This window comes from Mycobacterium heidelbergense (genome assembly GCF_050205645.1).
Taxonomy (GTDB): domain Bacteria; phylum Actinomycetota; class Actinomycetes; order Mycobacteriales; family Mycobacteriaceae; genus Mycobacterium; species Mycobacterium heidelbergense_A.
Genome location: NZ_JBNMQT010000001.1, coordinates 89334 through 116025, shown reverse-complemented (window position 1 = coordinate 116025; position 26692 = coordinate 89334). Strand labels below are relative to the sequence as shown.

At 68.2% G+C, this 26692-nt stretch carries 25 protein-coding genes; 13 read left to right on the top strand and 12 right to left on the bottom strand.

The window, feature by feature from the left end:
* Positions 1–12: 12 nt before the first annotated feature.
* Genes ACQI5H_RS00560 through trxA form a run of 3 tightly spaced genes read right to left on the bottom strand, consistent with a single transcriptional unit; the run spans position 13 to position 2871 of the window.
* Entirely contained in the window at positions 13–1650 is a 1638-nt protein-coding gene (locus ACQI5H_RS00560; RefSeq protein ID WP_427077495.1) for an ABC-F family ATP-binding cassette domain-containing protein, read from the bottom strand.
* Between the two features lie 23 nt (positions 1651–1673).
* Positions 1674–2483, bottom strand: a complete 810-nt coding sequence (locus ACQI5H_RS00555; RefSeq protein WP_427077494.1) for an enoyl-CoA hydratase — start codon at positions 2481–2483, stop codon at positions 1674–1676.
* A 37-nt stretch (positions 2484–2520) separates the two neighbouring features.
* On the bottom strand, positions 2521–2871 hold the full coding sequence (trxA, locus tag ACQI5H_RS00550) for a thioredoxin (RefSeq protein ID WP_076062904.1): 351 nt from the start codon (positions 2869–2871) through the stop codon (positions 2521–2523).
* A gap of 139 nt (positions 2872–3010) precedes the next feature.
* Here trxA and ACQI5H_RS00545 point away from each other — a divergent pair, with 139 nt between their 5' ends.
* From ACQI5H_RS00545 to ACQI5H_RS00535, 3 genes are all read left to right on the top strand, one after another.
* Positions 3011–4840 carry an acyl-CoA dehydrogenase gene (locus tag ACQI5H_RS00545; RefSeq protein ID WP_427077493.1) on the top strand — a complete coding sequence of 610 codons (1830 nt, stop codon included), beginning with the start codon at positions 3011–3013 and terminating at the stop codon, positions 4838–4840.
* Between the two features lie 78 nt (positions 4841–4918).
* Complete coding sequence (locus ACQI5H_RS00540) at positions 4919–5677, top strand: DUF5666 domain-containing protein (protein WP_427077492.1); 759 nt, start codon at positions 4919–4921, stop codon at positions 5675–5677.
* Between the two features lie 91 nt (positions 5678–5768).
* Positions 5769–6515: a DUF5666 domain-containing protein gene (locus ACQI5H_RS00535; RefSeq protein WP_427077491.1), complete on the top strand. Its 747-nt coding sequence runs from the start codon at positions 5769–5771 to the stop codon at positions 6513–6515.
* A 15-nt stretch (positions 6516–6530) separates the two neighbouring features.
* Here the strand turns inward: ACQI5H_RS00535 and ACQI5H_RS00530 are convergent, their stop codons facing one another.
* From ACQI5H_RS00530 to ACQI5H_RS00500, 7 genes are read right to left on the bottom strand one after another with little or no spacing between them, the layout of a single operon-like run.
* Positions 6531–6878, bottom strand: a complete 348-nt coding sequence (locus ACQI5H_RS00530) for a metal-sulfur cluster assembly factor (protein WP_076124873.1) — start codon at positions 6876–6878, stop codon at positions 6531–6533.
* Complete coding sequence (sufU, locus tag ACQI5H_RS00525; RefSeq protein ID WP_427077650.1) at positions 6853–7341, bottom strand: Fe-S cluster assembly sulfur transfer protein SufU; 489 nt, start codon at positions 7339–7341, stop codon at positions 6853–6855. The genes ACQI5H_RS00530 and sufU overlap by 26 nt, the downstream gene beginning before the upstream one ends.
* Complete coding sequence (locus tag ACQI5H_RS00520) at positions 7338–8591, bottom strand: cysteine desulfurase (RefSeq protein ID WP_427077490.1); 1254 nt, start codon at positions 8589–8591, stop codon at positions 7338–7340. The genes sufU and ACQI5H_RS00520 overlap by 4 nt, the downstream gene beginning before the upstream one ends.
* Positions 8592–8603: 12 nt before the next feature.
* Positions 8604–9386 (bottom strand): Fe-S cluster assembly ATPase SufC, encoded by a 783-nt coding sequence (gene sufC / locus ACQI5H_RS00515; protein ID WP_427077489.1) that lies wholly within the window; start codon positions 9384–9386, stop codon positions 8604–8606.
* Complete coding sequence (sufD, locus tag ACQI5H_RS00510) at positions 9383–10540, bottom strand: Fe-S cluster assembly protein SufD (RefSeq protein WP_427077488.1); 1158 nt, start codon at positions 10538–10540, stop codon at positions 9383–9385. The genes sufC and sufD overlap by 4 nt, the downstream gene beginning before the upstream one ends.
* A complete protein-coding gene (gene sufB, locus ACQI5H_RS00505; protein WP_076247271.1) occupies positions 10537–11985 on the bottom strand; it encodes a Fe-S cluster assembly protein SufB in 1449 nt (482 codons plus the stop codon). Before sufB ends, sufD begins: the two co-directional genes overlap by 4 nt.
* Positions 11982–12845 carry a helix-turn-helix transcriptional regulator gene (locus ACQI5H_RS00500; protein ID WP_427077649.1) on the bottom strand — a complete coding sequence of 288 codons (864 nt, stop codon included), beginning with the start codon at positions 12843–12845 and terminating at the stop codon, positions 11982–11984. The genes sufB and ACQI5H_RS00500 overlap by 4 nt, the downstream gene beginning before the upstream one ends.
* Between ACQI5H_RS00500 and mptB the strand changes: the two genes are divergently transcribed.
* The 4 genes from mptB (at position 12839) to ACQI5H_RS00480 (ending at position 17428) form a co-directional block, all read left to right on the top strand.
* Positions 12839–14551, top strand: a complete 1713-nt coding sequence (mptB, locus tag ACQI5H_RS00495; RefSeq protein WP_427077487.1) for a polyprenol phosphomannose-dependent alpha 1,6 mannosyltransferase MptB — start codon at positions 12839–12841, stop codon at positions 14549–14551. The genes ACQI5H_RS00500 and mptB overlap by 7 nt on opposite strands.
* 73 nt (positions 14552–14624) lie before the next feature.
* The gene (locus tag ACQI5H_RS00490) at positions 14625–15560 is read left to right on the top strand and encodes an ABC transporter ATP-binding protein (protein WP_427077486.1); all 936 of its coding nucleotides are present in this window, start codon (positions 14625–14627) and stop codon (positions 15558–15560) included.
* Between the two features lie 77 nt (positions 15561–15637).
* On the top strand, positions 15638–16348 hold the full coding sequence (locus ACQI5H_RS00485; protein ID WP_427077648.1) for an ABC transporter permease: 711 nt from the start codon (positions 15638–15640) through the stop codon (positions 16346–16348).
* A gap of 105 nt (positions 16349–16453) precedes the next feature.
* Positions 16454–17428: a COX15/CtaA family protein gene (locus ACQI5H_RS00480; RefSeq protein ID WP_427077485.1), complete on the top strand. Its 975-nt coding sequence runs from the start codon at positions 16454–16456 to the stop codon at positions 17426–17428.
* Here ACQI5H_RS00480 and ACQI5H_RS00475 read toward each other — a convergent pair.
* A complete protein-coding gene (locus tag ACQI5H_RS00475; RefSeq protein ID WP_427077484.1) occupies positions 17378–18025 on the bottom strand; it encodes a hypothetical protein in 648 nt (215 codons plus the stop codon). The genes ACQI5H_RS00480 and ACQI5H_RS00475 overlap by 51 nt on opposite strands.
* A 19-nt stretch (positions 18026–18044) precedes the next feature.
* Between ACQI5H_RS00475 and ACQI5H_RS00470 the strand changes: the two genes are divergently transcribed.
* Positions 18045–19019, top strand: coding sequence for a quinone oxidoreductase family protein (locus tag ACQI5H_RS00470; protein WP_427077483.1), 975 nt, complete (start codon positions 18045–18047; stop codon positions 19017–19019).
* Positions 19020–19023: 4 nt separating this feature from the next.
* On the opposite strand, the gene ACQI5H_RS00465 is transcribed toward ACQI5H_RS00470, so the two are convergent.
* A complete protein-coding gene (locus tag ACQI5H_RS00465; RefSeq protein WP_427077482.1) occupies positions 19024–19938 on the bottom strand; it encodes a heme o synthase in 915 nt (304 codons plus the stop codon).
* A gap of 255 nt (positions 19939–20193) precedes the next feature.
* On the opposite strand from ACQI5H_RS00465, the gene tkt reads away from it, so the two are divergent.
* From tkt to pgl, 5 genes are all read left to right on the top strand, one after another.
* Complete coding sequence (gene tkt / locus ACQI5H_RS00460) at positions 20194–22284, top strand: transketolase (RefSeq protein ID WP_427077481.1); 2091 nt, start codon at positions 20194–20196, stop codon at positions 22282–22284.
* Positions 22285–22299: 15 nt separating this feature from the next.
* On the top strand, positions 22300–23421 hold the full coding sequence (tal, locus tag ACQI5H_RS00455; protein ID WP_427077480.1) for a transaldolase: 1122 nt from the start codon (positions 22300–22302) through the stop codon (positions 23419–23421).
* Positions 23418–24962, top strand: a complete 1545-nt coding sequence (zwf, locus tag ACQI5H_RS00450; RefSeq protein WP_427077479.1) for a glucose-6-phosphate dehydrogenase — start codon at positions 23418–23420, stop codon at positions 24960–24962. The genes tal and zwf overlap by 4 nt, the downstream gene beginning before the upstream one ends.
* A gap of 73 nt (positions 24963–25035) precedes the next feature.
* The gene (gene opcA / locus ACQI5H_RS00445) at positions 25036–25947 is read left to right on the top strand and encodes a glucose-6-phosphate dehydrogenase assembly protein OpcA (RefSeq protein ID WP_427077478.1); all 912 of its coding nucleotides are present in this window, start codon (positions 25036–25038) and stop codon (positions 25945–25947) included.
* Positions 25944–26681: a 6-phosphogluconolactonase gene (gene pgl / locus ACQI5H_RS00440; protein ID WP_427077477.1), complete on the top strand. Its 738-nt coding sequence runs from the start codon at positions 25944–25946 to the stop codon at positions 26679–26681. Before opcA ends, pgl begins: the two co-directional genes overlap by 4 nt.
* Positions 26682–26692: the final 11 nt, after the last annotated feature.

Here is a 26692-nt window from a genome sequence, read left to right as displayed (position 1 = left end):
GCCACATCAAGATCAAGCCAGCTCGATCAGATCCCGATACTCGTCCGACCAGTAGTCCTCGGTGCCGTCGGGCAACAACACGACACGTTGCGGATCGAGCGCCTCGGCCGCCCCGGGGTCGTGCGTCACCAGCACCACGGCGCCGCGATAGCTGCGCAGCGCGTCGAGCACCTGCTCGCGCGACGCGGGGTCGAGATTGTTGGTCGGCTCGTCGAGCAACAGCACGTTCGCCGTGGACGCCACCAGCCCGGCCAGCGCGAGGCGGGTCTTCTCCCCGCCGGACAGGGTGCCGGCCGCCTGGTCGAGCTGCGCACCGCTGAACATGAAAGCCCCCAGCAGGCCGCGCAGGTCCTGCTCACCGGAATCCGGTGCGGCATGCCGGATGTTCTCCCAAACCGTCGCGTCATCGTCGAGGGTGTCGTGCTCCTGCGCGAAATACCCGATCCGCAAACCGTGTCCCGGCTCGAGGCCGCCGGTGTCGGGGTCCTCGACGCCCGCCAGCAACCGCAGCAGCGTCGTCTTGCCGGCGCCGTTGAGCCCCAGCACGACAACCCGCGAGCCGCGGTCGATCGCCAGATCGACACCGGTGAACACTTCCAGCGATCCGTAGGACTTGCCCAGCCCGGTGGCCACCAGCGGCGTGCGGCCGCACGCGGCCGGGGTGGGAAATTTGATGCGGGCCACCTTCTCGGCGACCCGCTCCTCGTCGAGTGCGGCCATCATCCGGTCGGCGCGGCGCAACATGTTTTGGGCGGCAACGGCTTTGGTGGCCTTGGCGCCCAGTTTGGCGGCCTGCGTACGCAGCGCGGCGGCCTTGCGTTCCGCGTTGGCGCGTTCGCGGCGGCGACGTTGTTCGTCGGTGGCGCGGGCGTCGAGATATTTCTGCCAGCCCATGTTGTAGACGTCGACCTCGCCGCGCACGGCATCCAGAAACCACACCCGGTTGACGACGTCGGCAATCAATTCGACGTTGTGGCTGATGACCACCAGCCCGCCGGTGTGTGCCCGCAGGAAATCCCGCAGCCAGCCAAGCGAATCCGCGTCGAGGTGGTTGGTCGGCTCGTCCAGCAGCAGCGTGGTCTGTGAACCTGAAGCACCCGCTCCTCCTTCCGACGCCGCGAACAGGATGCGCGCCAGTTCGACGCGGCGGCGCTGCCCGCCGGACAGGGTGCGCAGTTGCTGGGTCAACACCCGTTCCGGCAGGCCGAGACTCGCGCAGATGCGGCCGGCTTCGCTTTCGGCGCCGTAGCCGCCCAGCGCCACGAACCGCTCCTCGAGCTGTCCGTAGCGGCGGATCGCACGATCGCGCGCGTCGTCGTCGGCGACCTCGGCCATCAACGCTTGCTGCTTTTCCAGGTCGGTGAGCAACACGTCCAACCCGCGGGCCGACAGCACCCGGTCGCGCGCCAGCACGTCGAGATCGCCCTCTTTGGGATCCTGTGGCAGGTAACCGATTTCGCCGATCCGGCTGACCGATCCGGCGTACGGTTCGCTCTCGCCCGCCAGGATGCGCAAGGTGGTGGTTTTGCCCGCGCCGTTGCGTCCGACCAGCCCGATACGGTCGCCGGGCTGCACCCGCAGATCCGGGCCGTCGGGTGAGAGCAAGATGCGCGCGCCGGCGCGGACCTCGAGGTCCGTGGCGGTGATCACGATCGCTCTCCTGACATGAAAGATTATTTGTCGTCGGTGAAGACCGGCGGGCGGCGTTCTGCGCGTGCGGCAACCGCTTCTTCGAAGTTGGCGGTGAGCAGACGGACGAAAAGCTGTCCCAAGCCCTCGGCTTGCATGTGCCCTTCCAGGCTACCGGCGTCCAGTCCACTCCAGAGTGTGCGCTTGGTCAACTCGGTTCCGGGCCGCGAGAACGCCGCGATCCGGGCCGCGATCGCGTAGCAGGTGTCCAGCAACTGGTCTTCCGGCACCTGGCACGACACCAGCCCGATGCGTTCGGCTTCCTCGGCCGAGACGTCGCGGCCGGTCAGCATGATCTCGAACGCGCGCGACGATCCGATGGCCCTGGGCAGTAGGTAGCTCAGCCCGAGTTCGCTGGCGGTCAGCCCGTTGTTGATGCCGGCGGCGCGGAAGTAGGCGTTGGTCGACGCCACCCGGATGTCGGCGGCCAGCGCCAGGCACAGGCCACCGCCGATCGCCGGGCCGTTGACCGCCGCGATCACGGGTTGGTGTAACCGCCGCAGCGACAGGATGACGTCGTCGAGCACTTCCATGGAGCGCAGCGCGTAGGTCGGGCGGGTCAAGCCGTCGACGTTCGGCACCGTGCCGGCGGATTTGTGGTCGGCTCCCGAGGAAAACCCGCGGCCCGCGCCGGTCAGCACCACCACGCGCACCGAGTTGTCGTAGGTGACGTTCTCCAGGGCCTCCTTGAGCGGCACCATGACGTCGAACGCCATGGAATTCATGCGCTCGGGGCGATTGAGGGTTATCAGGGCGACGCCGGGCCGCGGCTGTTCAACGAGTACCAAACTCACCCGTGAACGGTAGCGCGGACCCGGAAAAACCGCGGTGTCAGCCTTGCTCGGCTTCGGCCGCGTCGACGTCGAAGGCCTTGATTTGCTGCACCAGGTCCTCCAGCGCCGCGGGAGGCAGCGCCCCGGCCTGGTTGAAGAGCAGCTTGCCCTTCTTGAACGCCATCAGCGTCGGGATGGAGCGGATCTGGGCGGCCGCGGCCAGCTGTTGTTCGGCTTCGGTGTCCACCTTGGCGTGCACGATGTCGGGGTGTTTCTCCGACGATGCCTGGAACGTCGGCCCGAACTGGCGGCATGGCCCGCACCACGAAGCCCAGAAGTCGACGAGGACGATGTCGTTGCCCTCGATGGTCTCGTTGAACACCTCGGCGGTGAGATCGCGTGTTGTCACAATTCGCCTAACGCCCGGAGCGGCCCCGATGTTCCCACACCGTTCCCGCGCCGCAAGGTTACGGTTGCGTACGTTTTCCCACGTCGGACACACTTACGGCGGACCATCCGCCCGCCATCCGACCAGCGAGGGAATTGCCTTGGGCCACTACATCGCTAACGTGCGCGACCTGGAGTTCAACCTGTTCGAGGTCCTCGACGTCGGCGCCGTACTCGGCACCGGCAGCTACGCCGACCTCGACGCCGACACGGTCCGCACGATATTGGCCGAGGCCGCTCGCCTCGCCGAGGGCCCGGTCGCCGAATCCTTCGCCTTTGCCGACCGCAACCCGCCGGAATTCGATCCGCAGGGCCACACCATCAGCGTGGCGCCCGAGTTGGCCAAGACGGTGCAAGCCATCAAGGAGGCGGGCTGGTGGCGCCTCGGGCTGGCCGAGGAGATCGGCGGCATGGCCGCGCCCACGCCCCTGACGTGGGCCGTCAACGAGATGATCATCTGCGCCAATCCCTCCGCGAACTTCTACAACCTGGGTCCCGTGCTGGCTCAGGCGCTCTACATCGAGGGCGACGAGCAGCAGCGGCGATGGGCGGCGGCCGGCGTGGAGCGCGGCTGGCAATCCACCATGGTGCTCACCGAACCCGACGCGGGCTCCGACGTCGGGGCCGGCCGCACCAAGGCCGTCGAACAGCCGGACGGCACCTGGCATATCGACGGGGTCAAGCGGTTCATCTCGGGCGGCGACGTGGGCAACACCGCCGAGAACATCTTCCACCTCGTGCTGGCCCGGCCCGAAGGCGCCGGCCCGGGCACCAAGGGGTTGAGCCTGTTCTACGTTCCCAACTACCTCTTCGATCCCGACACGTTCGAACTCGGTCCCCGCAACGGGGTTTTCGCCACCGGGCTGGAACACAAGATGGGCATCAAGTCCTCTCCGACGTGCGAAATGACTTTCGGCGCAACGGATGTGCCCGCCGTCGGCTATCTGGTGGGCGGCGTGCACAACGGGATAGCGCAGATGTTCACCGTGATCGAGCACGCCCGCATGACGATCGGCGTCAAGGCCGCCGGCACCTTGTCGACCGGCTACCTCAACGCGCTGGCTTTCGCCAAGGAACGGGTGCAGGGCGCGGATCTCACCCAGATGGCCGACAAGACCGCGCCGCGGGTCACGATCATGCACCACCCCGATGTGCGCCGCAGCCTGATGACCCAGAAGGCGTATGCCGAGGGCCTGCGGGCGCTGTACCTGTACGCGGCCGCGCATCAGGACGATGCTGTCGCGCAACGGGTTTCGGGCGCGGATCACGACATGGCGCACCGGGTGGACGACCTGCTGCTGCCCATCGTCAAGGGGGTGAGTTCCGAACGGGCTTACGAGCTCCTGACGGAGTCGCTGCAAACGCTGGGCGGCTCGGGCTTCCTGGTCGACTATCCGCTGGAGCAATACATTCGCGATTCCAAAATCGATTCGCTCTACGAGGGCACCACCGCCATCCAGGCGCTGGACCTGTTCTTCCGCAAGATCGTCCGTGACCGCGGCGAGGCCCTGCAGTTCGTGACGGCTCAGATCAGCCGCACCATCGATACCTGTAACGAGGCGCTCAAACCGCTGGCCGAGTTGCTGCAAACCGCGCTGGACGATGCCACGGCGATGACGGGAGCCCTCACCGGATACCTGATGTCCGCCACGCAGAACCCCACCGACATCTACAAGGTCGGGCTGGGATCGGTGCGATATCTGTTGGCCATCGGCGACCTGCTCATCGGCTGGCGCCTGCTGGCTCAGGCCGATATCGCCCACGCCGCGCTGACCAACGGGCCCGCGAAGGAGGACGAGGCGTTCTATCAGGGCAAGGTCGCGACCGCGACGTTCTTCGCCAGGAACATGCTTCCGCGGCTGACCTCGCTGCGCCACGTCATCGAGTCCATCGACGACGAGATCATGCGCCTCCCCGAGGACGCGTTCTAGCGGCGCAACGCGCACAGGTCGGGCACAGCTTAAACGGGTACACCCTTTCGTGGTCCACTCACGAGGGGAGAAACCTTGATGCCTGTCACGCTTACCCGGTTCGCCATCCTCGCCGCCACGGGCGCCGCCGCGCTGTCCGCCGCGGCGTGCGGCTCGTCGAACAACTCGACTCCGGCCTCGACGTCCACCTCGACGTCGACGGTGACGTCGACGAGCACGTCGCTGGCACCCGCCCAGGGCGAGGCTTCGGTCTACGGCCTGATCGCGTCGGTGGCCGGCAATTCCATCCAGGTCACCAAGGACGACAACACCAACGCCGCCGTCAACTTCACCTCGACGACCAAGGTCACCGAGGTCGTCCCGGCCACGCTCAGCGATGTCACCTCGGGCAGCTGCATCAGCGTGCGGCCCACCCAGGAAGTCCAGGGCAACCAGCCGGTCACCGCGGCGTCCGTGCGCGTCAGCCCGTCCGTCAACGGCACCTGCCCGCCGCCCAAGGAGTCGCCGCAGGGCTCCACCACCACGCCACCGTCCGGTACGCCGGCGCCGGCCAAGCCCAAGCCGCTGCGCGGCTCGGTCGCCTCGGTGACGGGTGGCAGCATCACCGTCGCGGGCGTCGACGCCAGCGGCAACACCACGCAGACGACCGTCACCACCGACGACAAGACCAAGTACTCCAAGCTGACGACCGCCACACCGGACGCGATCGCAGCTGGCAAGTGCGTCAACGCGCGCGGCACCCTGGACAACGGCGGCACGCTGCAGGCCACGACGATTAAGCTGCGGGGCGCCAACGACGGTAAATGCGGGGGCCCGGGCAAGCCCCCGCACGGGTGATTGCGCTCACATCGGGCGCGGGCACAGCTGAAACCGCGCTCCGGTGGGTATCCGGTTGCGCAGGCTGAACGGGGGATCGGAGAAAACGTCGATGCCTACCATCTCGAGCAAACCCCGGCTGGCGCAATTCGGGATCGTCGCGGTGCTTGTCGCCATCGTGGTGGGCGTCGCCATGTGCGGCCCCTCGAACAACACATCGAACACGAGCAGCCCCGGAAAGCCGACCGTCACCGCGCTCCCGCCGAGCTCAGCCCCGAGCGCCGCGCCCACCCCGGCACCGCCACCGCCCCCGGCGGCCAAGGACTACGTCGAAGGTCTCGTCGAGTCGGTGTCGGGCGGCACGATCGCCCTGCGGACCCGCACCGGGTCCGCGACGGTGGACTTCACGCCGTCAACCCGGGTCGTCGACGTGACCCCGGCCAAGCTGACCGACGTGACCGCCGGCAGTTGCGTCAACGTGCGTGCCACCCCGCAGAGCGCTTCCACCGGCGCCGGGATCACCGCCCAAGCCGTGACGATCACCGGGGCCGTCGACGGCAAGTGCCCGCCGCCCACCGGCTTTTTCGGCACGGTCAGCTCGGTCGCGGGTAACACCATCGCCGTCAGCGGCTTGGGTCCCCAACCGACGCCCACCAATGTGACGGTGACCGACTCGACCTCTTACAAGAGGCAAACGCCTTCCGACACTCAGGCGATAACGAACGGAAAGTGCTTGGGCGCGCAGGGAACCCAGGACGGCGGCGTGCTGCATGCGACCATGATCAGCTTGGAGGCCTGCCCGCCGATGGGCCGCCCGCACCACCACCTGCACCTCCCCCACCTGCCGTTCCACATCTAGCGGCGGGGGTGGGCCTCAGACGGTGAAGCCGAGGGCACGCAGTTGTTCACGCCCGTCGTCGGTGATCTTGTCCGGGCCCCACGGCGGGTTCCACACCCAGTTGATCCGCAGGTCGTCGACCAAGCCCGCGCCGACCAGGGCGCTGCGTGACTGATCCTCGATGACGTCGGTCAGCGGACAGGCCGCCGACGTCAACGTCATGTCGATCAGGGCGACGGTTCCTTCGTCCCCCTCCTCGACGTTCAGGCCGTAGACCAGCCCGAGATCGACCACGTTGATCCCCAGTTCGGGGTCGACGACATCGCGCATCGCCTCCTCGACGTCGGCGAGCAGTTCGTCATCCTGCGCGGTGGTTTCGCTCATCCCTACCCTCCTTGAGGCCTGTAACAGCTTGCGCCAGTGCGTCTTTGAAAGCCATCCAGCCCAGCAGCGCGCATTTCACCCGCGCCGGGTATTTGGCCACTCCGGCGAACGCGATGCCGTCGCCCAGGACGTCCTCGTCACCCTCGACGGTTCCCCTCGAGGCGACCATCTCGGTGAACGCGGTGACGGTCTTGAGTGCCTCGCCGACGCTCTGACCGATCACCTGCTGGGTGAGCACCGAGGTGGCCGCCTGGCTGATCGAACAGCCCTGCCCGTCGTAGGAGACGTCCGCGACGGTCTCGCCGTCGTCGGACAACGTCACCCGCAGCGTGACCTCGTCACCGCACACCGGGTTGACGTGAAAGACCTGCGCGCCGAACGGCTCCCGCAGTCCGCGGTGTTGCGGGTGCTTGTAGTGATCGAGGATCACGTCCTGATAGATCTGCTCGAGACGCACGGTCAGTCTCTCCCGAAGAAGTCCACGGCCCGGCGCACGCCGGCCACCAACCGGTCGACCTCGTCGGCGGTGTTGTACAGCGCGAACGACGCCCGTGCGGTGGCGGCCAGGCCGAACCTGCGGTGCAGCGGCAACGCGCAGTGGTGTCCGACGCGCACCGCGACACCCGCGTCGTCGAGCACCTGGCCGACGTCGTGCGCGTGCACCCCGTCGACGACGAAAGACACCGGCGAGCCACGGTTTTCCATCGACGTCGGTCCGACGATGCGCACGGCGTCGATCGCCGAGAGGCCCTCGATGGTCGCGGCGACCAGCTCGCGTTCGTGGGCTTCGACGGCCTCCATGCCCACGTCGCGGAGATAGCGGGTGGCGGCAGCCAGCCCGACCACCTGCGACGTCATCGGGGTGCCGGCCTCGAAGCGCTGCGGCGGCGCGTCGTAGGTGGAGGATTCCATCGCCACGGTCTCGATCATCGAACCGCCGGTGAGGAACGGCGGCATCGCCTCCAGCAACTCGCGGCGACCGTACAGCACGCCGATCCCGTTGGGGCCCAGCATTTTATGCCCTGAGAACGCGCCGAAGTCTACGCCGAGCGCGTGGAAGTCGACCGGCTCGTGCGGCACCGATTGGCACGCGTCCAGCACGGTCAGCGCGCCCACATTCTTGGCGCGGGCGACCAGCTCGGCCACCGGCCCAAGCGCGCCGGTGACGTTGGAATGGTGGCTGAACGCGACGACCTTGACCCGCTCGTCGAGGCGCAGCGAGTCCAGGTCGATGCGCCCGTCGTCGGTCACGCCGTACCAGCGCAACGTGGCCCCGGTGCGCCGTGCCAGCTCTTGCCACGGCACCAGGTTGGCGTGGTGCTCGAGCTCGGTGGTGACGATGACGTCGCCCTCGGACACCGCGTGCTCGAACCGATTGTCGCCCAGCACATAGGACACCAGGTTGAGCGCTTCGGTGGCGTTCTTGGTGAAGACCAGCTCGCCGGTGTCGGCGCCGACGAACGCCGCGATGTCGGCGCGGCCCTGTTCGTAGGCGTCGGTAGCCTCTTCCATCAGCTGGTGCGCGCCGCGATGCACGGCGCCGTTGGAGGTGACTAAAAATTCGCGCTCGGCGTCGAGTACCTGCAGCGGGCGTTGCGACGTGGCGCCGGAATCCAGGTACGCCAACTGGTTTCCACCACGCATCACCCGCTTCAGGATGGGAAAGTCCGCACGGATCGCCGCGACGTCCAGCGGGGTCACCGATGCCGACATGGTTACGCTCCCCTAGACCTTCTCAGCCGCCGCTTGCTGGAAGCGCACGTAGCCGTTTTGCTCGAGTTCGTCCGCCAGCTCCGAGCCACCGGATTCGGCGATGCGCCCGCCGACGAAGACGTGCACGTATTCCGGGTGGATGTAGCGCAGGATGCGGGTGTAGTGCGTGATCAACAGGATGCCGCCGTGCTCGGTTTCCGCGTAGCGGTTCACGCCCTCGCTGACCACCCGCAGCGCGTCGACGTCCAGCCCCGAGTCGGTCTCGTCCAGGATGGCGATCTTGGGCTTCAGCAACTCGAGCTGCAGGATCTCGTGGCGCTTCTTCTCGCCGCCGGAGAACCCCTCGTTGACGCTGCGCTCGGCGAAGGCGGGGTCGATTTCCAGCGACGTCATCGCCCCCTTGACCTCCTTGACCCAGTGCCGCAGCTTGGGGGCCTCGCCGCGCACGGCGGTGGCCGCCGAGCGCAGGAAGTTCGACACCGAGACGCCGGGCACCTCGACCGGATATTGCATAGCCAGAAATATCCCGGCGCGCGCCCGCTCGTCGACGCTCATCGCCAGGACGTCCTCGCCGTCGAGCGTGATGGATCCGGAGGTCACCCGGTACTTCGGGTGACCGGCGATCGCGTAGGACAGCGTCGACTTGCCGGAGCCGTTCGGGCCCATCAACGCATGCGTCTCACCGGATTTCACAGTCAGGTCCACGCCCTTGAGGATGGGGATCTCCCGTTCTCCCTCCGGGGCGTTGGGGTCGTCGACGCTGACGTGCAGGTCTTTGATTTCCAGGGTCGTCATGAAGCTGTCGCTCTCGATTCGGTAAGGGCCAGTTCGTGTTCGATGGCCGCGGTCAAGCGTTCCCGTACGTCGGGAACGGCGATCTTGGAGATGATCTCGGCGAAGAAGCCGCGGATCACCAGCCGGCGGGCCTGGTCCTCCGGGATGCCGCGGGAGCGTAGGTAGAAGAGCTGCTCGTCGTCGAAACGCCCGGTGGCGCTGGCGTGTCCGGCGCCTACGATCTCGCCGGTCTCGATCTCCAGGTTGGGCACCGAGTCGGCGCGCGCCGCGTCGGTGAGCACCAGGTTGCGGTTGACTTCGAAGGTGTCGGTCCCGGTTGCTTCGGCGCGGATCAACACGTCGCCCACCCAGACGGTGTGGGCGTCGGGCAGTACCGAGTCCGGATCCCCTTGCAGCGCACCCTTGTACAGCACGTTCGACTTGCAGTCGGGATGGGCGTGGTCGACCAGCAGCCGCGACTCGAGGTGCTGGCCGTCGTCGGCGAAGTACAGGCCGAGCAGCTCCGCATCCCCGCCGGGCCCCGTGTAGCGCACGTTGGCCGACATCCGCACCACCTCGCCGCCCAGCGTGACGGTGACGTGACGCAGCACCGCGTCCTTGCCCAGCCGCGCGTGGTGCGCGCTCACGTGCACCGTGTCGTCGGCCCAGTCGGCGATCCACACGACGGTGAGCCGCGCGGCGTCGTCGACGACGAACTCGACGTTGTCGGCGTACGTCCCACCGCCGCGGTGGTCGATCACCACGACCGCCTCGCCCAGCTCTTCGACCCTGATCTGCAGATGCCCGTAGGCCACGGCACCTTCGCCGGGGCCTGAGACGGTGATGTTCACCGGGTCGGGGATCTGGGTGTCCCGCGCGACGGTGACCAGGGTCGCCGAGTTGAACGACGAGAAAGCCTGGGCCGCAACGCGGTCGGCGGGGATGCCGCCCTGACCGAGCCGCTCGTCGCCCCGGTGCACGGTCTCGACGTGCACGCCCGGCCGTTCGCCGACACTGATCTGCGCCTTGCCGGTCGCGCGCGCCGAGCCGTCGTGCAGGCCGCGGAGGCGGCGTAGCGGGGTGAACCGCCACAGCTCGTCGCGACCGTGCGGAACCTCGAACGCGTCAACGTCAAAGGAGGCGAACAGCTCTCCTTTATTCAGAGCGGCGGTCATCCGACCGCGCCCTCCATCTGCAGCTCGATCAGCCGGTTGAGCTCCAGCGCGTACTCCATCGGAAGCTCCTTGGCGATCGGCTCCACGAAGCCGCGCACCACCATGGCCATCGCCTCGTCCTCGGTCAGCCCGCGGCTCATCAGGTAGAACAACTGGTTCTCGCTGACCTTCGACACGGTGGCCTCGTGACCCATTGTGACGTCGTCCTCGCGGATGTCGACGTACGGGTAGGTGTCGCTGCGGCTGATCGTATCGACCAGCAGCGCATCACATTTCACGCTCGAGCGCGATCCGTGCGCACCCTTGTTCACCTGCACCAGGCCGCGATACGAGGTGCGGCCCCCGCCCCGCGCCACCGACTTGGACACGATGTTGCTCGACGTGTTGGGCGCCAGGTGCAGCATCTTGGCGCCGGTGTCCTGGTGCTGGTCCTCGCCGGCGAACGCCACCGACAGCACCTCGCCCTTCGCGTGCTCGCCGGTCATCCACACCGCCGGGTACTTCATGGTCACCTTCGACCCGATGTTGCCGTCGATCCACTCCATGGTGGCACCGGCCTCGGCGCGGGCCCGCTTGGTGACCAGGTTGTAGACGTTGCCCGACCAGTTCTGAATGGTCGTGTAGCGAACGCGCGCATGCGGTTTCACGATGATCTCGACGACCGCCGAGTGCAGCGAATCCGACTTGTAGATCGGCGCGGTGCAGCCCTCGACGTAGTGCACGTACGAACCCTCGTCGGCGATGATCAGCGTCCGCTCGAACTGGCCCATGTTCTCGGTGTTGATCCGGAAGTAGGCCTGCAGCGGGATGTCGACGTGCACGCCCGGCGGCACGTAGATGAACGATCCACCGCTCCACACCGCGGTGTTCAGGGCGGAGAACTTGTTGTCCCCCGCCGGGATCACGGTGCCGAAGTACTGCTGGAAGATCTCGGGGTGTTCGCGCAGACCCGTGTCGGTGTCGAGGAAGATAACGCCTTGAGCCTCAAGGTCTTCCCGGATCTGGTGGTAGACCACCTCGGACTCGTACTGGGCCGCGACGCCGGCGACCAGGCGCTGCTTCTCGGCCTCCGGGATGCCCAGCCGGTCGTAGGTGTTGCGGATGTCTTCGGGCAGGTCGTCCCACGTGGCGGCCTGCTTCTCGGTGGAGCGCACGAAGTACTTGATGTTGTCGAAGTCGATGCCGCCCAGGTTCGAACCCCAGTTCGGCATCGGCTTGCGCTCGAAGATGCGCAACGCCTTCAGCCGGGATTGCAGCATCCACTCCGGCTCGTTCTTCTTCGCCGAGATGTCGCGAACGACCGCCTCGGAGAGCCCGCGCTGGGCGCTGGCACCCGCCGTGTCGGAATCCACCCAGCCGTAGCCGTACCGGCTCAGCGACGCGATGGCCTCCGCCTGGGTCAGCGGCTGGGTGGGGGCCTTGCTGGCCTCCGGGGTGAGTGTCATGCGGACGCTCCTTTGATGCTCGTGGTGTCGCGGCGCGGGCTGGGCGCCTTAGGGACGGGAACAGTAAGAGGTACGTGCGTGGTGCAGGCGCAGTCGCCGTTGACGATGGTCGCCAACCGCTGCACGTGAGTTCCCAGCACCTCGGCCATCGCCTGCTGCTCGGCCTCGCACAGCTCCGGGAATTCCTCGGCGACGTGCGATACCGGGCAGTGATGCTGGCAGATCTGCACGCCGTGGATCGGCCCGCCGACCCGTGTCGTCGTGGCGACGTAGCCGGCGTTGGTCAGCGCGCCGGCGACTCGCTCGGCGGCCGCCTCGACGTCGTCGTCCTCGGCGCTCTCGGCGGCCGGCACGCCGGCCAGGATCGCGTCGATGCGCTGGCGGGCGAACGTCTGCACCGCGTCCTCCCCGCCGATCTCGCGTAGCTGCCGCATGGCCGCGGCCGCCAGGTCGTCGTAGGAGTGCTCGAGCTTGGCCCGGCCCGCGGCAGTCAGCCGAAACCGCTTCGCCGGCCTGCCGCGCCCGGCCTGCTGCCACGGCGCGGCGGGTGCGGACTCGGCATCGCCCGCGTCGATCAGCGCGTCGAGATGACGCCGCACACCGGCGGCGGCCAGGCCCAACCGGTCGCCGATCTCGCCGGCGGTGATCGATCCGGATTCCAGCAGTAAGCGCACGATGGCCCGGCGGGTCTGCGTCTGGCCATCCGGCGCCGCCGGCCCCGCCGCGGGCACGGCGGCGTCCGGGTAGCTGGTGCGGATTTTCACAACACCAGTGTGACGCAATTCCGGAAATCGGTCCAGCAAGGGTGCCCTGCGTGGACGGTTGCGCTGGTCACACCGGCTACGCTGCTCTGATGGCAGCCCGCCACCACACGCTGAGCTCCTCGATCGCCAGTTTGCACGGCGATGAGCAGGCCGTGGGCACGCCGCTGAACGATACCGAGCTCACCGCGCTGCAGCGCACCCGCCTGTTCGGGGCCACCGGCACCGTCCTGATGGCGATCGGCGCCCTGGGCGCCGGGGCGCGGCCGGTCGTCCAGGACCCCACGTTCGGGGTCCGGCTGCTCAATCTGCCCTCGCGGATCCAGACGGTGTCGCTGACGATGACGACGACCGGGGCGGTGATGATGGCGCTGGCCTGGCTGATGCTGGGCCGGTTCGCGCTGGGCAGCCGGCGGATGTCGCGGGGCGACCTGGACCGGACCCTGCTGCTGTGGACGCTGCCGCTGCTGATCGCGCCGCCGATGTACAGCAAGGACGTCTACTCCTACCTGGCCCAGAGCCAGATCTCGCTGGACGGCCTCGATCCGTACCGGGTGGGCCCGGCGTCCGGGCTCGGCCTGTCCCACGTGTTCACCCTGTCCGTGCCCAGCCTGTGGCGCGAGACGCCGGCGCCCTACGGTCCCCTGTTCCTGTGGATCGGGCGCGGAATCTCGGCTCTGACCGGCGAAAACATCGTCGCCGCGGTGCTCTGTCACCGGCTGGTGGTGCTGCTCGGCGTGGGCCTGATCGTGTGGGCGACGCCGCGGCTGGCGCGGCGGTGCGGCGTCGCCGAGGTCAGCGCGCTGTGGCTGGGCGCGGCGAATCCGCTGCTGATCATGCATCTGGTCGCCGGCATCCACAACGAGGCGCTGATGCTCGGGCTGATGCTGGCCGGCGCCGAATTCGCGCTGCGCGGTATCGATTCCCCGCGGCTGCTGCCCCGCTCGTGGCGGTTCGGCCCGGATTGGGAACCGTTGGGCATGCTGCTGGCCGGCGCGGTCCTGATCACGCTGTCGTCGCAGGTGAAGCTGCCGTCGCTGCTGGCGCTGGGATTCGTCACGATGGCGTTGGCGTATCGCTGCGGGGGCAACCTGCGCGCGCTGCTGCTCACCGGCGGCGGGATGGCGGCGCTGTCGCTGTCGGTGATGGCGCTGGTCGGCTGGGCCAGCGGGCTCGGATTCGGCTGGATCTACACGCTGGGCACCGCGAACGTGGTGCGCAGCTGGATGTCGCCGCCGACGCTGCTGGCGCTCGGCACCGGCCAGGTGGGCATTCTGCTGGGCCTCGGCGATCACACCACCGCGGTGCTGGCGCTGACCCGTGGCATCGGCGTGCTGATCATCATGGTGATGGTGCTGTGGCTGTTGCTCGCCGTTTTCCGCGGGCGGCTGCACCCGATCGGCGGCCTCGGCGTCGCCCTGGGCATCACGGTGCTGCTGTTTCCCGTCGTGCAGCCCTGGTATCTGTTGTGGGCGATCATTCCGCTCGCCGCGTGGGCCACCCGCACCGGCTTCCGGGTGGCCGTCATCGTCATCACTCTTGTCGTCGGGATCTTCGGGCCGACGGCCAACGGCGACCGCTTCGCGCTCTTCCAGATCGTGGACGCCACAGTGGCCAGCACCGTCATCGTGGCAATGCTCATCGCGCTGACGTACACCCGCTTGCCGTGGCGACCGCTGCAGCAGAAGAGCCCAGAAGCCAACGGCGAGACGGCCATTGAGCTGTCGGAGCCCGCGACGTCGAAGACCCCGAGCGCCTCGCCTAGTTCCGAGGCGGCGCCCGACGCCTACGCTGATTCCACGTGAGCCGCGCCGGCGACGATGCAGAGCGAAGCGATGTGGGGGCACCTCCCGCTTGCGGGGGAGAGGAGCGCCGCTCGTGAGCACGGCCCCCCAAACCCCGGTCGTCCGACTGCGCGGGGTAAGCAAGCACTACGGCTCGACCAAGGCGGTGCGCGACCTCGATCTGGACGTGCACGCCGCGGAGGTGCTGGCTCTGCTCGGGCCCAACGGCGCCGGCAAGACCACGACCGTCGAGATGTGCGAAGGCTTCGTGCGCCCGGATGCCGGCAGCATCGAGGTACTCGGGCTCGACCCGATCACCGACAACGCCCGCCTGCGTGCCCGTATCGGAGTGATGCTGCAGGGCGGGGGTGGCTATCCCGCAGCGCGGGCCGGGGAAATGCTCAACCTGGTCGCGTCCTACGCCGCCGACCCGCTGGACCCGGCGTGGCTGCTGGACACCCTCGGGCTCACCGATGCTGCCCGGACCACCTATCGACGGCTGTCCGGCGGGCAGCAGCAGCGGCTCGCGCTAGCCTGCGCGCTGGTCGGGCGTCCCGAACTGGTGTTCCTCGACGAACCCACCGCGGGCATGGACGCCCACGCCCGGCTGCTGGTCTGGGAACTCATCGACGCGCTGCGCCGCGACGGTGTGACGGTGCTGCTGACCACCCACCAGCTCAAGGAGGCCGAGGAGCTCGCCGATCGGCTGGTGATCATCGACCACGGGGTGACGGTGGCGTCGGGCACTCCGACCGAACTGATGCGCGCCGGCGCCAAGGACCAGTTGCGATTCACCGCGCCGCCGCGGCTGAATCTGTCCCTGCTGGCCGCGGCCCTGCCCGAGGACTACAAGGCCACCGAGGTGACGCCGGGCGAGTACCTCGTCGAGGGTCCGGTCGACCCGCAGGTGCTGGCCACCGTCACGGCGTGGTGCGCGCAGATCGACGTGCTGGCCACCGACATGCGCGTCGAGCAACGCAGCCTCGAGGACGTGTTCCTCGACCTCACCGGCAGGAAGTTGCGGCCTTGACACACAACAAGACTCAATCGGACGTCTTCCCCGCGGGCACGTTTACCCCCGACCCCCGGCCCAACGCGGTGCCGCGGATGCTCGCCGCGCAGTTCGGTCTGGAGTTGAAGCTGTTGCTGCGCAACGGCGAACAGCTGTTGCTGACCATGTTCATCCCGATCACGCTGCTCGTCGGGCTCACGCTGCTGCCGCTCGGGTCGTTCGGCCACAACCGCGCCGCCACGTTCGTCCCGGTGATCATGGCCCTGGCGGTGATCTCGACCGCGTTCACCGGGCAGGCGATCGCGGTCGCGTTCGATCGCCGCTACGGCGCGCTCAAACGGCTGGGGGCCACCCCGCTGCCGGTCTGGGGCATCATCGCCGGCAAGTCGCTGGCGGTGGTCACGGTGGTGTTTCTACAGGCAATCCTGTTGGGGGCCATCGGTTTTGGGCTCGGCTGGCGGCCGGCCCCGGCGGCGCTGCTGGTGGGCGCGGCGGTGATCGCCCTGGGCACCGCCTGTTTCGCGGCCCTGGGGCTGTTGCTGGGCGGGACGCTGCGCGCCGAGATCGTGCTGGCGGTGGCCAACCTGATGTGGTTCGTCTTCGCCGGCCTTGGCGCGCTGACCGTGGAGACCAACCTGATCCCGGCGGGGTTCAAGTGGGCCGCCCGGCTCACCCCGTCCGGCGCGCTGACCGAGGCGCTGTCGCGGGCGATGTCGTTGTCGGCGGATTGGTTCGGCGTCGCCGTGCTGGCGGCGTGGGGCGCGGCCGCGGCGCTGGCCGCGCTGCGCTGGTTCCGCTTCACCTGAGGGCTCGCGGCTCGCGACACATAAACGTTTGCGACGACACGCCGGTGCGGGTGTGCGACGTTTATATCTCGACGCGGACCGCCGTACTACAGACCGTAGTTTTCATTGCCTTACGATCGGTCGGTGCCCGTTGGACGAGTGTTGTTGCGGTTGGTGGATCTGCTCCCCCACCTCAGTCTGCGTGTCCAGCGGGTCATCGCCGCGACGGTGATCCTCACCCAGGGCGGCATCGCCGTCACGGGCGCGATCGTCCGCGTGACCGCGTCGGGCCTGGGTTGTCCAACCTGGCCGCGGTGTTTCCCGGGCAGCTTCGTCCCGGTCATGGTGACCGAGGTGCCACGGGTGCACCAGGCCATTGAATTCGGCAACCGGCTGTTCAGCATCGGGGTGGTGATCACCGCGGCGCTGGCCGTGCTGGCCGTGACCCGGGCGCGGCGGCGCACCGAGGTGCTGACCTACGCGTGGCTTATGCCGGTGTCGACGGTGGTGCAGGCGGTAATCGGCGGCATCACCGTGCGCACCGGGCTGCTCTGGTGGACGGTCGCCATCCATTTGCTCGTGTCGATGACCATGGTGTGGCTGTCGGTGCTGCTCTACGTCAAGGTCGGCGAGCCCGACGACGGGGTGGTCTCCGAGCGGGTGGCCAGGCCGCTGCGCGTGCTTACCGCGCTCACCGCGGTGAATCTGGCCGCGGTACTGGTGACGGGCACCCTGGTGACCGCCGCCGGACCGCACGCCGGTGACCGCAGTCCCAGCCGGACCGTGCCGCGGCTCAAGGTCGAGATCACCACCCTGGTGCACGCGCATTCGTCGCTGCTGATCGCTTACCTCGCGCTGTTGGTCGGGCTCGGCTTCGGTCTGCTGGCGGTCGGCGCCGCCCGTGCCGTCGTGCTGCGGCTCGGCGTGCTGCTCGCGCTGGTGTGCTCGCAAGCCGCCGTCGGCACCACGCAGTACTTCGCCGGGGTGCCCGCCGCCCTGGTCGCCGTGCACGTGGCGGGTGCCGCGGCATGCACGGCGGCCACCGCGGCGCTATGGGCCTCGATGCGAGAGCGGGCCGAGCCCGAGCCGCTCGCACGCTGATTCCACGGCCAGCGCGAACCGGCGCTGGGCCCGGTCGCGGGTGCCGACATCGATATGCGACCAACCCAGCGAGGGCGCGATGACGTCCAGCCGCACCAGCCGGTCGCCCGCCACGTCGACGCGCGCATGGAGCAGCTCGCCGATGCCGACCCCCGCGCGCCCGGCGGCCGACGCGAGGGCGGCGTAACCGAGATCCCAGACCTCGAACTCCGGCTCGCCCGGCCAGGCGTGCGACTGCTTTCCCGCGAGAAAGACCAACGCCGACTGTGCCGTCCCGCCCGGCAGCGTCGGCACCCCGTCGCTCTCCAGGTTGCGCAGGTACCGCTCGTCGAGATTCCAGGCGACGGCGTCGGGCGGGTTGAGCAGGTGGCGCACGCGGCGGATCCAGGCGAGGAATTCGTCGCGCCGAAGGGCGTCGGGGGCGGCGCGCAGGATCACCACGTCAGCGCGCAGCGTCTCCGGATCGTCCCAGGACAGCCAGCGAGCGTGCAGGCCGCGAGCCCGTAGCGCGGGCACCAGCCCGGCGTCGTCGGAGTGGCGCGGGCCGCCCGCGAGCACGATCCGGGGATGGAAGACGTCCGGCCGGGCGAGCTTCATGCCCGGGCATGATATCCGCATGCACGCAATCGAAATCAGCGAAACCGGTGGCCCCGAAGTCCTGCGCTACGTGGAGACGGCTCAGCCCACGCCCGGGCCCGGCGAGGTGTTGATCGAGGCGGAGGCCATCGGCGTCAACTTCATCGACACCTACTTCCGCTCGGGCCATTACCCGCGTGAGCTGCCCTTCATCGTCGGCCAGGAGACATGCGGCACCGTCGTCGCCACGGGCGACGGGGTCGACGGGTTCGGCGTCGGGGACCGGGTGGTGTCCGCGGCGGCCTCCGGTGCCTACGCCGAATTCGCAACCGCCCCAGCGGTTTTGACGGCAACGGTGCCCGACGATGTGAGCTCCGATGTGGCGGCGTCGGTGCTGCTGAAGGGCCTCACCGCGCACTACCTGCTCAAGTCGGTGTATCCCGTGCAAAGCGGCGACGCGGTGCTGGTGCACGCCGGCGCCGGCGGCGTCGGGCTGATCCTCACCCAGTGGGCGCATCTGCTCGGCGCGCGAGTGATCACCACCGTATCGACGCCGGAGAAGGCGCGGATGTCCAAGGACGCCGGAGCCGACGAGGTCCTCTCCTACCCCGACGACCCCGCGCAGTTCGGCGAGCGGATTCGCGCGCTCACCGGCGGCGCGGGTGTGGCGGCCGTGTACGACGGCGTGGGCGCCAGCACCTTCGACGCCAGCCTGGCCAGCCTGGCGGTCCGCGGAACGCTGGCGCTGTTCGGCGGCGCCAGCGGGCCCGTTCCGCCGTTCGACCCGCAGCGCCTCAACGCCGCCGGGTCGGTGTTTTTGACCCGGCCCTCGCTGGTCCATTTCATGCGCACCCCGCAGGAATTCAGCTGGCGCGCAGAGGAATTGTTCGACGCGGTCGCCGGCGGAACCATCAGGATCGGGGTGGGCGGCCGCTATCCGCTGGCCGAAGCGGCCCGCGCCCACGAAGACCTGCAGGGCCGCAAGACGGCGGGCTCGGTGGTGCTGCTGCCGTAGACCGCTAGAGCAGCGTCGGCAGCGCGATCACCGAGTCGAGCGCCAACGCGCAGAACACCACGGCGAGGTAGTTGTTCGACTGCAGGAACAGCCGCAGCGGTTTGATCGGCTCGCCGGCGCGGACTCCGGCGTAAAGCTGGTGGGCCATCGCCAGGAACCACACCCCGGCCAGCAGCGCGACCGCCGCGTAGAGCCAGCCGGTGGCCAGCGCCAGCACCAGCGTCGCCAGCACCGTCAGCCAGGTGTAGATCAGGATCTGCTTGGTGACCTGACGCTCGGTCGCCACGGCCGGCAGCATCGGGACGCCCGCCGTTCGGTAGTCGTCCTTGTACCGCATCGCCAGCGCCCAGGTGTGGGGCGGCGTCCAGAAGAAGATGATCGCGAACATCACCAGCGCCGGCCAGCCGATGGTGCCCGTGACGGCCGACCATCCGATCATCACCGGCATGCACCCGGCCGCGCCGCCCCACACGACGTTCTGCGACGTACGGCGCTTGAGCAGCAGCGTGTAGACGAACACGTAGAACGCGATGGTGGCGATGGCCAGCAGCCCCGAGAGCAGGTTGGTCGTCCACCAGAGCCAGAAAAACGACCCGACGCTCAGCACCAGCCCGAGCACCAGTGCGTTGCGCGTCGGCACGGCGGCGCGCGCCAACGGCCGGCGGGCGGTCCGCTTCATCATCTTGTCGATGTCGGCGTCGGCCACGCAGTTGAGCGTGTTGGCACCCCCGGCGGCCAGCATTCCGCCGATCAAGGTGTCGAGAATTAGCAGCGGGTTCACGTGGCCGCGGTCGGCAAGCAGCATCGCGGGTATCGCGGTGACCAAGAGCAGCTCGATGACCCGCGGCTTGGTCAGCGCCAGGTACGCCAGCACGGTGGGGCGTATTCGGCTCGGCGCGACGCGCCCGCGAACGCTCACGCAATAACTCCTCGGGGTCGCAGCAGCGCGCAGCATCTACTACGCACGATGGTAGACGGCCTGCCTGCGGCGTCCCGCCCGCAGGGTCCGTTCACTCCGAGATTTTCCCGTTTGCGGGTCTGAATGCAAAGCGTGATCGGCCTGCGCGTAATTTTCACACCGGCCGGCCCGCATACCCCAAATCCTGCACTGCAAACGCCGGCGCTCCCGCACTAGGGTGAAACTGATCAGCTTGATGACCCAAGGATTGAGTCTGTGACCACACTCGAAGAGATCTCCACGCTGACCCAACAGCACCTTCCCGACGACTGGACCGACATCGACTCCGCCGCGGTCGACACCATCCGGGTGCTGGCCGCCGACGCGGTCCAAAAAGTCGGCAACGGGCATCCCGGGACCGCGATGAGCCTGGCCCCGCTCGCGTACACGCTGTTTCAGCGCACGATGCGGCACGACCCCAGCGATCCGCACTGGTTGGGCCGCGACCGGTTCGTGCTGTCGGCCGGGCACAGCAGCCTGACGCTGTACCTGCAGCTCTACCTCGGCGGCTTCGGCCTGGAACTGTCCGATATCGAATCGCTGCGCACCTGGGGATCGAAGACCCCGGGACACCCGGAGTTCCGGCACACCAAGGGCGTCGAGATCACCACCGGCCCGCTCGGGCAGGGCCTCGCATCGGCGGTCGGGATGGCGATGGCGTCACGCTACGAGCGTGGTTTGTTCGACCCGGACGCCGCCCCCGGGGAAAGCCCGTTCGACCACCACATCTACGTAATCGCCTCCGACGGGGACATCGAAGAGGGCGTCACCTCCGAGGCGTCGTCGCTGGCCGCGGTGCAGCAGCTGGGCAACCTCATCGTGTTCTACGACCACAACCAGATCTCCATCGAGGACGACACCGACATCGCGCTGTGCGAGGACACCGCCGCCCGCTACCGCGCCTACGGCTGGCACGTGCAGGAGGTGGAGGGCGGCGAGAACGTCGTGGCCATCGAAGAGGCCATCGCCAACGCGAAGGCCGTGACCGACCGGCCGTCGTTCATCTCGCTGCGCACCATCATCGGCTACCCCGCGCCGAACCTGATGAACACCGGCAAGGCGCACGGCGCAGCGCTGGGCGACGACGAGGTCGCGGCCGTCAAGAAGATCCTCGGCTTCGATCCGGACAAGACGTTCGAGGTGCGCGAGGACGTCATCGCCCACACCCGCAAGCTGGTCGACCGCGGCAAAGAGGCGCACGAAAAATTGCAACCCGAGTTCGAGGCGTGGGCACAGCGCGAACCCGAACGCAAGGCGCTGCTGGACCGGCTGACCGCAGAGAAGCTGCCCGATGGCTGGGACGCGGACATCCCGACTTGGACACCGGAAGACAAGCCGCTGGCCACCCGCGCGGCGTCCGGCAAGGTGCTGAACGCGGTCGGCCCGAAACTGCCGGAGCTGTGGGGCGGTTCCGCCGACCTGGCGGGCAGTAACAACACCACCATGGACAACGTTAAATCGTTTGGGCCCCCCTCTATTTCGACGAAGGACTACACCGCCGACTGGTACGGTCGCACGCTGCACTTCGGCGTTCGCGAACACGCGATGGGCGCCATCCTGTCGGGCATCGTGCTGCACGGACCGACCCGCGCCTACGGCGGAACCTTCCTGCAGTTCTCCGACTACATGCGCCCGGCGGTGCGGCTCGCGTCGCTGATGAACATCGACACCATCTACGTGTGGACGCACGACTCGATCGGGCTGGGCGAGGACGGCCCCACCCACCAACCGATCGAACACCTGTCGGCGCTGCGCGCCATCCCCCACCTGTCGGTGGTGCGACCCGCCGATGCCAACGAGACCGCCTATGCCTGGCGCACGATCCTGGCCCGCGGCAACGGCAGCGGCCCGGTCGGCCTGATCCTGACCCGGCAGGGCGTGCCGGTGCTGGAGGGCACCAACTTCGAGGGCGTCGGGCGGGGGGGCTACATCCTCGGTGACGATGGCGGTGACGAGCCCGACGTCGTCCTGATCGGCACCGGCTCGGAGGTCCAGCTCGCCGTCGAGGCTCAGAAACTGTTGGCGGACCGCGACATTGTGGCGCGGGTGGTCTCGATGCCGTGCGTGGAGTGGTTCGAATCCCAGCCCGAGGAATACCGCGACAGCGTGCTGCCGCCGTCGGTGTCGGCCCGGGTCGCCGTCGAGGCAGGCGTCGCGCAGTCCTGGCACAAGCTGGTCGGCGACACTGGGAAGATCGTCTCGATCGAGCACTACGGCGAATCCGCCGACTACAAGACTTTGTTCCGTGAATATGGCTTCACCGCCGAAGCCGTTGCGGCCGCAGCGGAACAGGTAGTGGATAACTGAGGAAGGGTGATTCACATGACCAGTCAGAACCCTAACCTTGCGGCGCTGAGCGCCGCGGGCGTGTCCGTTTGGCTGGATGACTTGTCGCGGGACCGACTGCAGTCGGGCAACCTGCAGGAGCTGATCGACACCAAGAGTGTCGTCGGCGTGACCACCAATCCATCCATCTTCCAAAAGGCATTCGCCGAAGGCCACGCCTACGACAAACAGATCTCCGAGCTGGCCGAGCGCGGCGCCGATGTCGATGCCACCATCCGCACCGTCACCACCGACGACGTGCGCAACGCGTGCGACGTCCTGACGCGCGAATGGGAAGCCTCCGACGGTGCCGACGGCCGGGTCTCGATCGAGGTCGACCCGCGCCTGGCCAACGACACGGACAAGACCATCGCGCAGGCCGTCGAGCTGTGGAAGATCGTCGACCGGCCGAACCTGTTCATCAAGATCCCGGCCACCAAGGCCGGCCTGCCGGCCATCACCGCGGTTCTCGCGGAAGGGATTTCGGTCAACGTCACCCTCATCTTCTCCGTCGAGCGACACCGCGAGGTGATGGACGCCTACCTGGCCGGGATGGAGAAGGCCCGCGAAGCCGGACACGATCTGTCCAAAATCCATTCGGTGGCATCGTTTTTCGTGTCCCGGGTGGACACCGAGGTGGACAAGCGCCTGGAGAAGATCGGCTCCGCGGACGCGCTCGCGCTGCGCGGCCAGGCCGGTGTGGCCAACGCGCGGCTCGCCTACGCGGCCTATCAGGAGGTTTTCGACGACGGCGAACGCTACCAAGCGCTCAAGGCCGACGGCGCCCGGGTGCAGCGTCCGCTGTGGGCCTCGACCGGGGTCAAAAACCCCGACTACTCGGATACCCTCTACGTGACCGAGCTGGTCGCACCGCACACGGTAAACACCATGCCGGAGAAGACGATTGACGCGGTCGCCGACCATGGCGTCATCAACGGCAACACCGTAACGGGCACCGCGCAGGCCGCCCAGGGAGTGTTCGACAAGCTGTCGGCGGTCGGGGTCGACCTGACCGACGTGTTCGTGGTCCTGGAGAACGAGGGTGTGGAGAAGTTCGTGGATTCCTGGACCGAGCTGCTGGAAGAAACGCAGAAGCAACTGGGTTCCACCGCTCAATGAGCCGGGCCGCGGCTGCCACGCAGTGGCGTAATCCGCTGCGCGACAAGGAAGACAAGCGCCTGCCCAGGATCGCCGGCCCGTGTGCCATGGTGCTCTTCGGCGTCACCGGCGATCTGGCCCACAAGAAGGTGGTGCCGGCCATCTATGACCTGGCCAACCGCGGTCTGCTGCCGCCCACCTTCTCGCTGGTGGGCTTCGGCCGCCGCGACTGGGATCACGACGCCTTCGCTCAGGTGATCCTCGACGACGTCAAACAACACTGCCGTACGCCGTTCCGCCAGGCCATCTGGGAGCGGCTGGCGGACGGATTGCGGTTCGTGCGCGGCGAGTTCGACGACGAGGCCGCGTTCGGACGGCTGGCCGAGACGCTGGAGAAACTCGACGCCGAACGCGGCATCGGCGGCAATCACGCCTTCTACCTGGCGATCCCGCCCAAATCGTTTCCGGTGGTGTGCGAACAGCTGCACGCCTCCGGCCTGGCCCGTCCGCAGGACGACCGGTGGAGCCGGGTCGTCATCGAGAAGCCGTTCGGCCATGATCTGGAGAGCGCCCGCGAACTCAACCACGTCGTCAACTCGGTGTTTCCCGAGGAGTCGGTGTTCCGCATTGACCATTACCTGGGCAAGGAGACGGTTCAGAACATCCTGGCGTTGCGCTTCGCCAATCAACTGTGGGACCCGATCTGGAACGCGCACTACGTCGACCACGTGCAGATCACCATGGCCGAAGACATCGGGCTGGGTGGGCGGGCCGGCTACTACGACGGCATCGGCGCCGCCCGCGACGTCATCCAGAACCACCTGATGCAGCTACTGGCCCTGACCGCGATGGAAGAGCCCGTCAGCTTCAAACCGTCTGCGCTGCAGGCCGAGAAGATCAAGGTGCTCTCGGCCACCCAGCTCGCGCAGCCGCTCGACGAGACCAGCAGCCGGGGCCAATACGCCGCGGGCTGGCAGGGCGGTGAGAAGGTGGTCGGCCTGCTCGACGAGGAGGGCTTCGCGAAGGATTCCACCACCGAGACCTTCGCCGCCATCACGCTCGAGGTCGACACCCGCCGCTGGGCCGGCGTCCCGTTCTACCTGCGAACCGGAAAACGCTTGGGCCGCAGGGTGACCGAGATCGCCCTGGTATTCAAACGTGCGCCACATCTGCCGTTCGACGCCACCATGACCGACGAACTCGGCACCAACGCCATCGTCATCCGGGTCCAGCCCGACGAAGGCATCACCTTGCGGTTCGGTTCCAAGGTCCCGGGCAGCACGATGGAAGTCCGCGACGTCAACATGGATTTCTCCTACGGCTCGGCGTTCGTGGAGGATTCGCCCGAGGCGTACGAACGGCTGATCCTGGACGTGCTGCTCGGTGAGCCGTCGCTGTTCCCGGTGAACGAGGAGGTCGAATTGGCTTGGGAGATACTCGATCCCGTTCTCGACTACTGGGCGACAAACGGCAAGCCCGACTCCTATGAGTCCGGCACCTGGGGGCCCGCGTCGGCGTTCGAGATGTTGCGCCGCACCGGGCGGGAATGGCGGCGGCCGTGATCCGCGCCGGCGACGATGCAGTGGGGGCACCGCCCGCCTGCGGGGGACGCAGCAGGAAGCAGAGGCGGCGCAAATGATTATCGACCTGCTGGACACCAGCACCACCGCGGTCAACAAGAAGCTCGACGAGCTACGCGAACAGGCCGGGGTCGTCACGATGGGCCGCGTGGGAACGCTGATCATCAAGTCCGACAACGACACCATGCTCGAGGAATCGATCGAGGCCGCCAACGCCGCCAGCCACGAACACCCGAGCCGGGTCCTGGTGGTGACAACCGGCAATGCGGACGCCGCCGAGGCTCGGTTGGACGCCCAGGTCCGGGTCGGGGGTGACGCCGGCGCCGGGGAGGTCGTGGTGCTCACGCTGTCGGGACCGTTGGCCGATCATGCCGAGAGCGTCGTCATCCCGTTCCTGCTCCCCGACATCCCAGTGGTGGCGTGGTGGCCCGACATCGCTCCGGCGGTGCCCGCCCAGGACCCGTTGGGCCAGTTGGCGATTCGGCGCATCACCGACGCGACCAACAGCGACGATCCGCTGTCGGCGATCCGGGGCCGGCTGCATGGTTACACCGCCGGCGACACGGACCTGGCCTGGGCGCGCATCACCTACTGGCGGGCGTTGCTCACCTCCGCGGTGGACCAGAAACCGCACGAGGAAATCGAATCGGCGCTGGTTTCCGGTTTGCGAGCCGAACCCGCGCTCGACGTGCTGGCGGGCTGGCTGGCCAGCAGGATCGACGGGCCGGTGCGGAGGGTGGTCGGGGAACTCAAAGTCGAGCTGGAGCGCAAAACCGAAACCATCACGCTGAGCCGACCCCAGGAGGGCGCGACGGCCACCCTGAGCCGAACGGGCCGACCCGATGCCCTGGTTCCCTTGGCGCGCAGGGAAACCCGTGAGTGCCTCGCCGAAGACATGCGGCGGCTGGACCCCGACGAGATCTACTTCGCCGCGCTCGGGGGCATCGACAAGGTGCAGTACGCATGAGCCGCGTCATCGACATCGTCCCCGACGGCGACGCCCTAGTCCGGGCCGCCGGCGCCCGGATGGTCGCCACAATCGAGGCCGCCGTGGCGGCCCGGGGGCGCGCCCTGATCGTGCTGACCGGCGGCGGCAACGGCATCGGACTGCTGAAGTATCTCCGCACGCAGCAGGTGGACTGGTCGACAGTGCACCTGTTCTGGGGCGACGAGCGCTACGTTCCCGAGGACGACGATGAGCGCAACGAGAAGCAGGCGCGCGAGGCGTTGCTCGATCACGTCGACATTCCGTCCAGCCAGGTGCATCCGATGGCCGCCAGTGACGGCGAATTCGGCGACGATCTCACGGCGGCGGCGCTGGCCTACGAGCAGCTGCTGGCCGCCAACGCCGCCCCCGGCGAGCCGGCTCCGACCTTCGACGTCCACCTGCTGGGCATGGGCCCCGAGGGCCACATCAACTCCCTGTTCCCCGATACCCCCGCCGTCCTCGAGACCACCCGCATGGTCGTCGCGGTCGACGACTCCCCCAAACCGCCGCCGCAACGAATCACGTTGACAATTCCCGCGATTCAGCGCTCCCGTGAGGTCTGGCTGATGGTTTCGGGGGCGGGCAAGGCCGACGCGGCGGCCGCTGCCATCGGTGGCGCGCAACCGGTCGCGGTGCCGGCAGCCGGGGCGGTCGGGCTGGAGACCACGCTCTGGCTGCTCGACGAGGAGGCCGCGGCCAAGCTTCCCCGCTGATGCTGGGCGCA

Coding starts and splice junctions, on each gene's coding strand:
- mptB (WP_427077487.1), top strand. CDS start 12,839: ATGGCAGCCCGCCACCACACGCTGAGCTCCTCGATCGCCAGTTTGCAC.
- pgl (WP_427077477.1), top strand. CDS start 25,944: ATGAGCCGCGTCATCGACATCGTCCCCGACGGCGACGCCCTAGTCCGG.
- tal (WP_427077480.1), top strand. CDS start 22,300: ATGACCAGTCAGAACCCTAACCTTGCGGCGCTGAGCGCCGCGGGCGTG.
- ACQI5H_RS00485 (WP_427077648.1), top strand. CDS start 15,638: ATGCTCGCCGCGCAGTTCGGTCTGGAGTTGAAGCTGTTGCTGCGCAAC.
- zwf (WP_427077479.1), top strand. CDS start 23,418: ATGAGCCGGGCCGCGGCTGCCACGCAGTGGCGTAATCCGCTGCGCGAC.
- ACQI5H_RS00540 (WP_427077492.1), top strand. CDS start 4,919: ATGCCTGTCACGCTTACCCGGTTCGCCATCCTCGCCGCCACGGGCGCC.
- ACQI5H_RS00520 (WP_427077490.1), bottom strand. CDS start 8,591: ATGTCGGCATCGGTGACCCCGCTGGACGTCGCGGCGATCCGTGCGGAC.
- ACQI5H_RS00530 (WP_076124873.1), bottom strand. CDS start 6,878: ATGAGCGAAACCACCGCGCAGGATGACGAACTGCTCGCCGACGTCGAG.
- sufB (WP_076247271.1), bottom strand. CDS start 11,985: ATGACACTCACCCCGGAGGCCAGCAAGGCCCCCACCCAGCCGCTGACC.
- ACQI5H_RS00470 (WP_427077483.1), top strand. CDS start 18,045: ATGCACGCAATCGAAATCAGCGAAACCGGTGGCCCCGAAGTCCTGCGC.
- opcA (WP_427077478.1), top strand. CDS start 25,036: ATGATTATCGACCTGCTGGACACCAGCACCACCGCGGTCAACAAGAAG.
- ACQI5H_RS00535 (WP_427077491.1), top strand. CDS start 5,769: ATGCCTACCATCTCGAGCAAACCCCGGCTGGCGCAATTCGGGATCGTC.
- ACQI5H_RS00475 (WP_427077484.1), bottom strand. CDS start 18,025: ATGAAGCTCGCCCGGCCGGACGTCTTCCATCCCCGGATCGTGCTCGCG.
- sufD (WP_427077488.1), bottom strand. CDS start 10,540: ATGACCGCCGCTCTGAATAAAGGAGAGCTGTTCGCCTCCTTTGACGTT.
- sufC (WP_427077489.1), bottom strand. CDS start 9,386: ATGACGACCCTGGAAATCAAAGACCTGCACGTCAGCGTCGACGACCCC.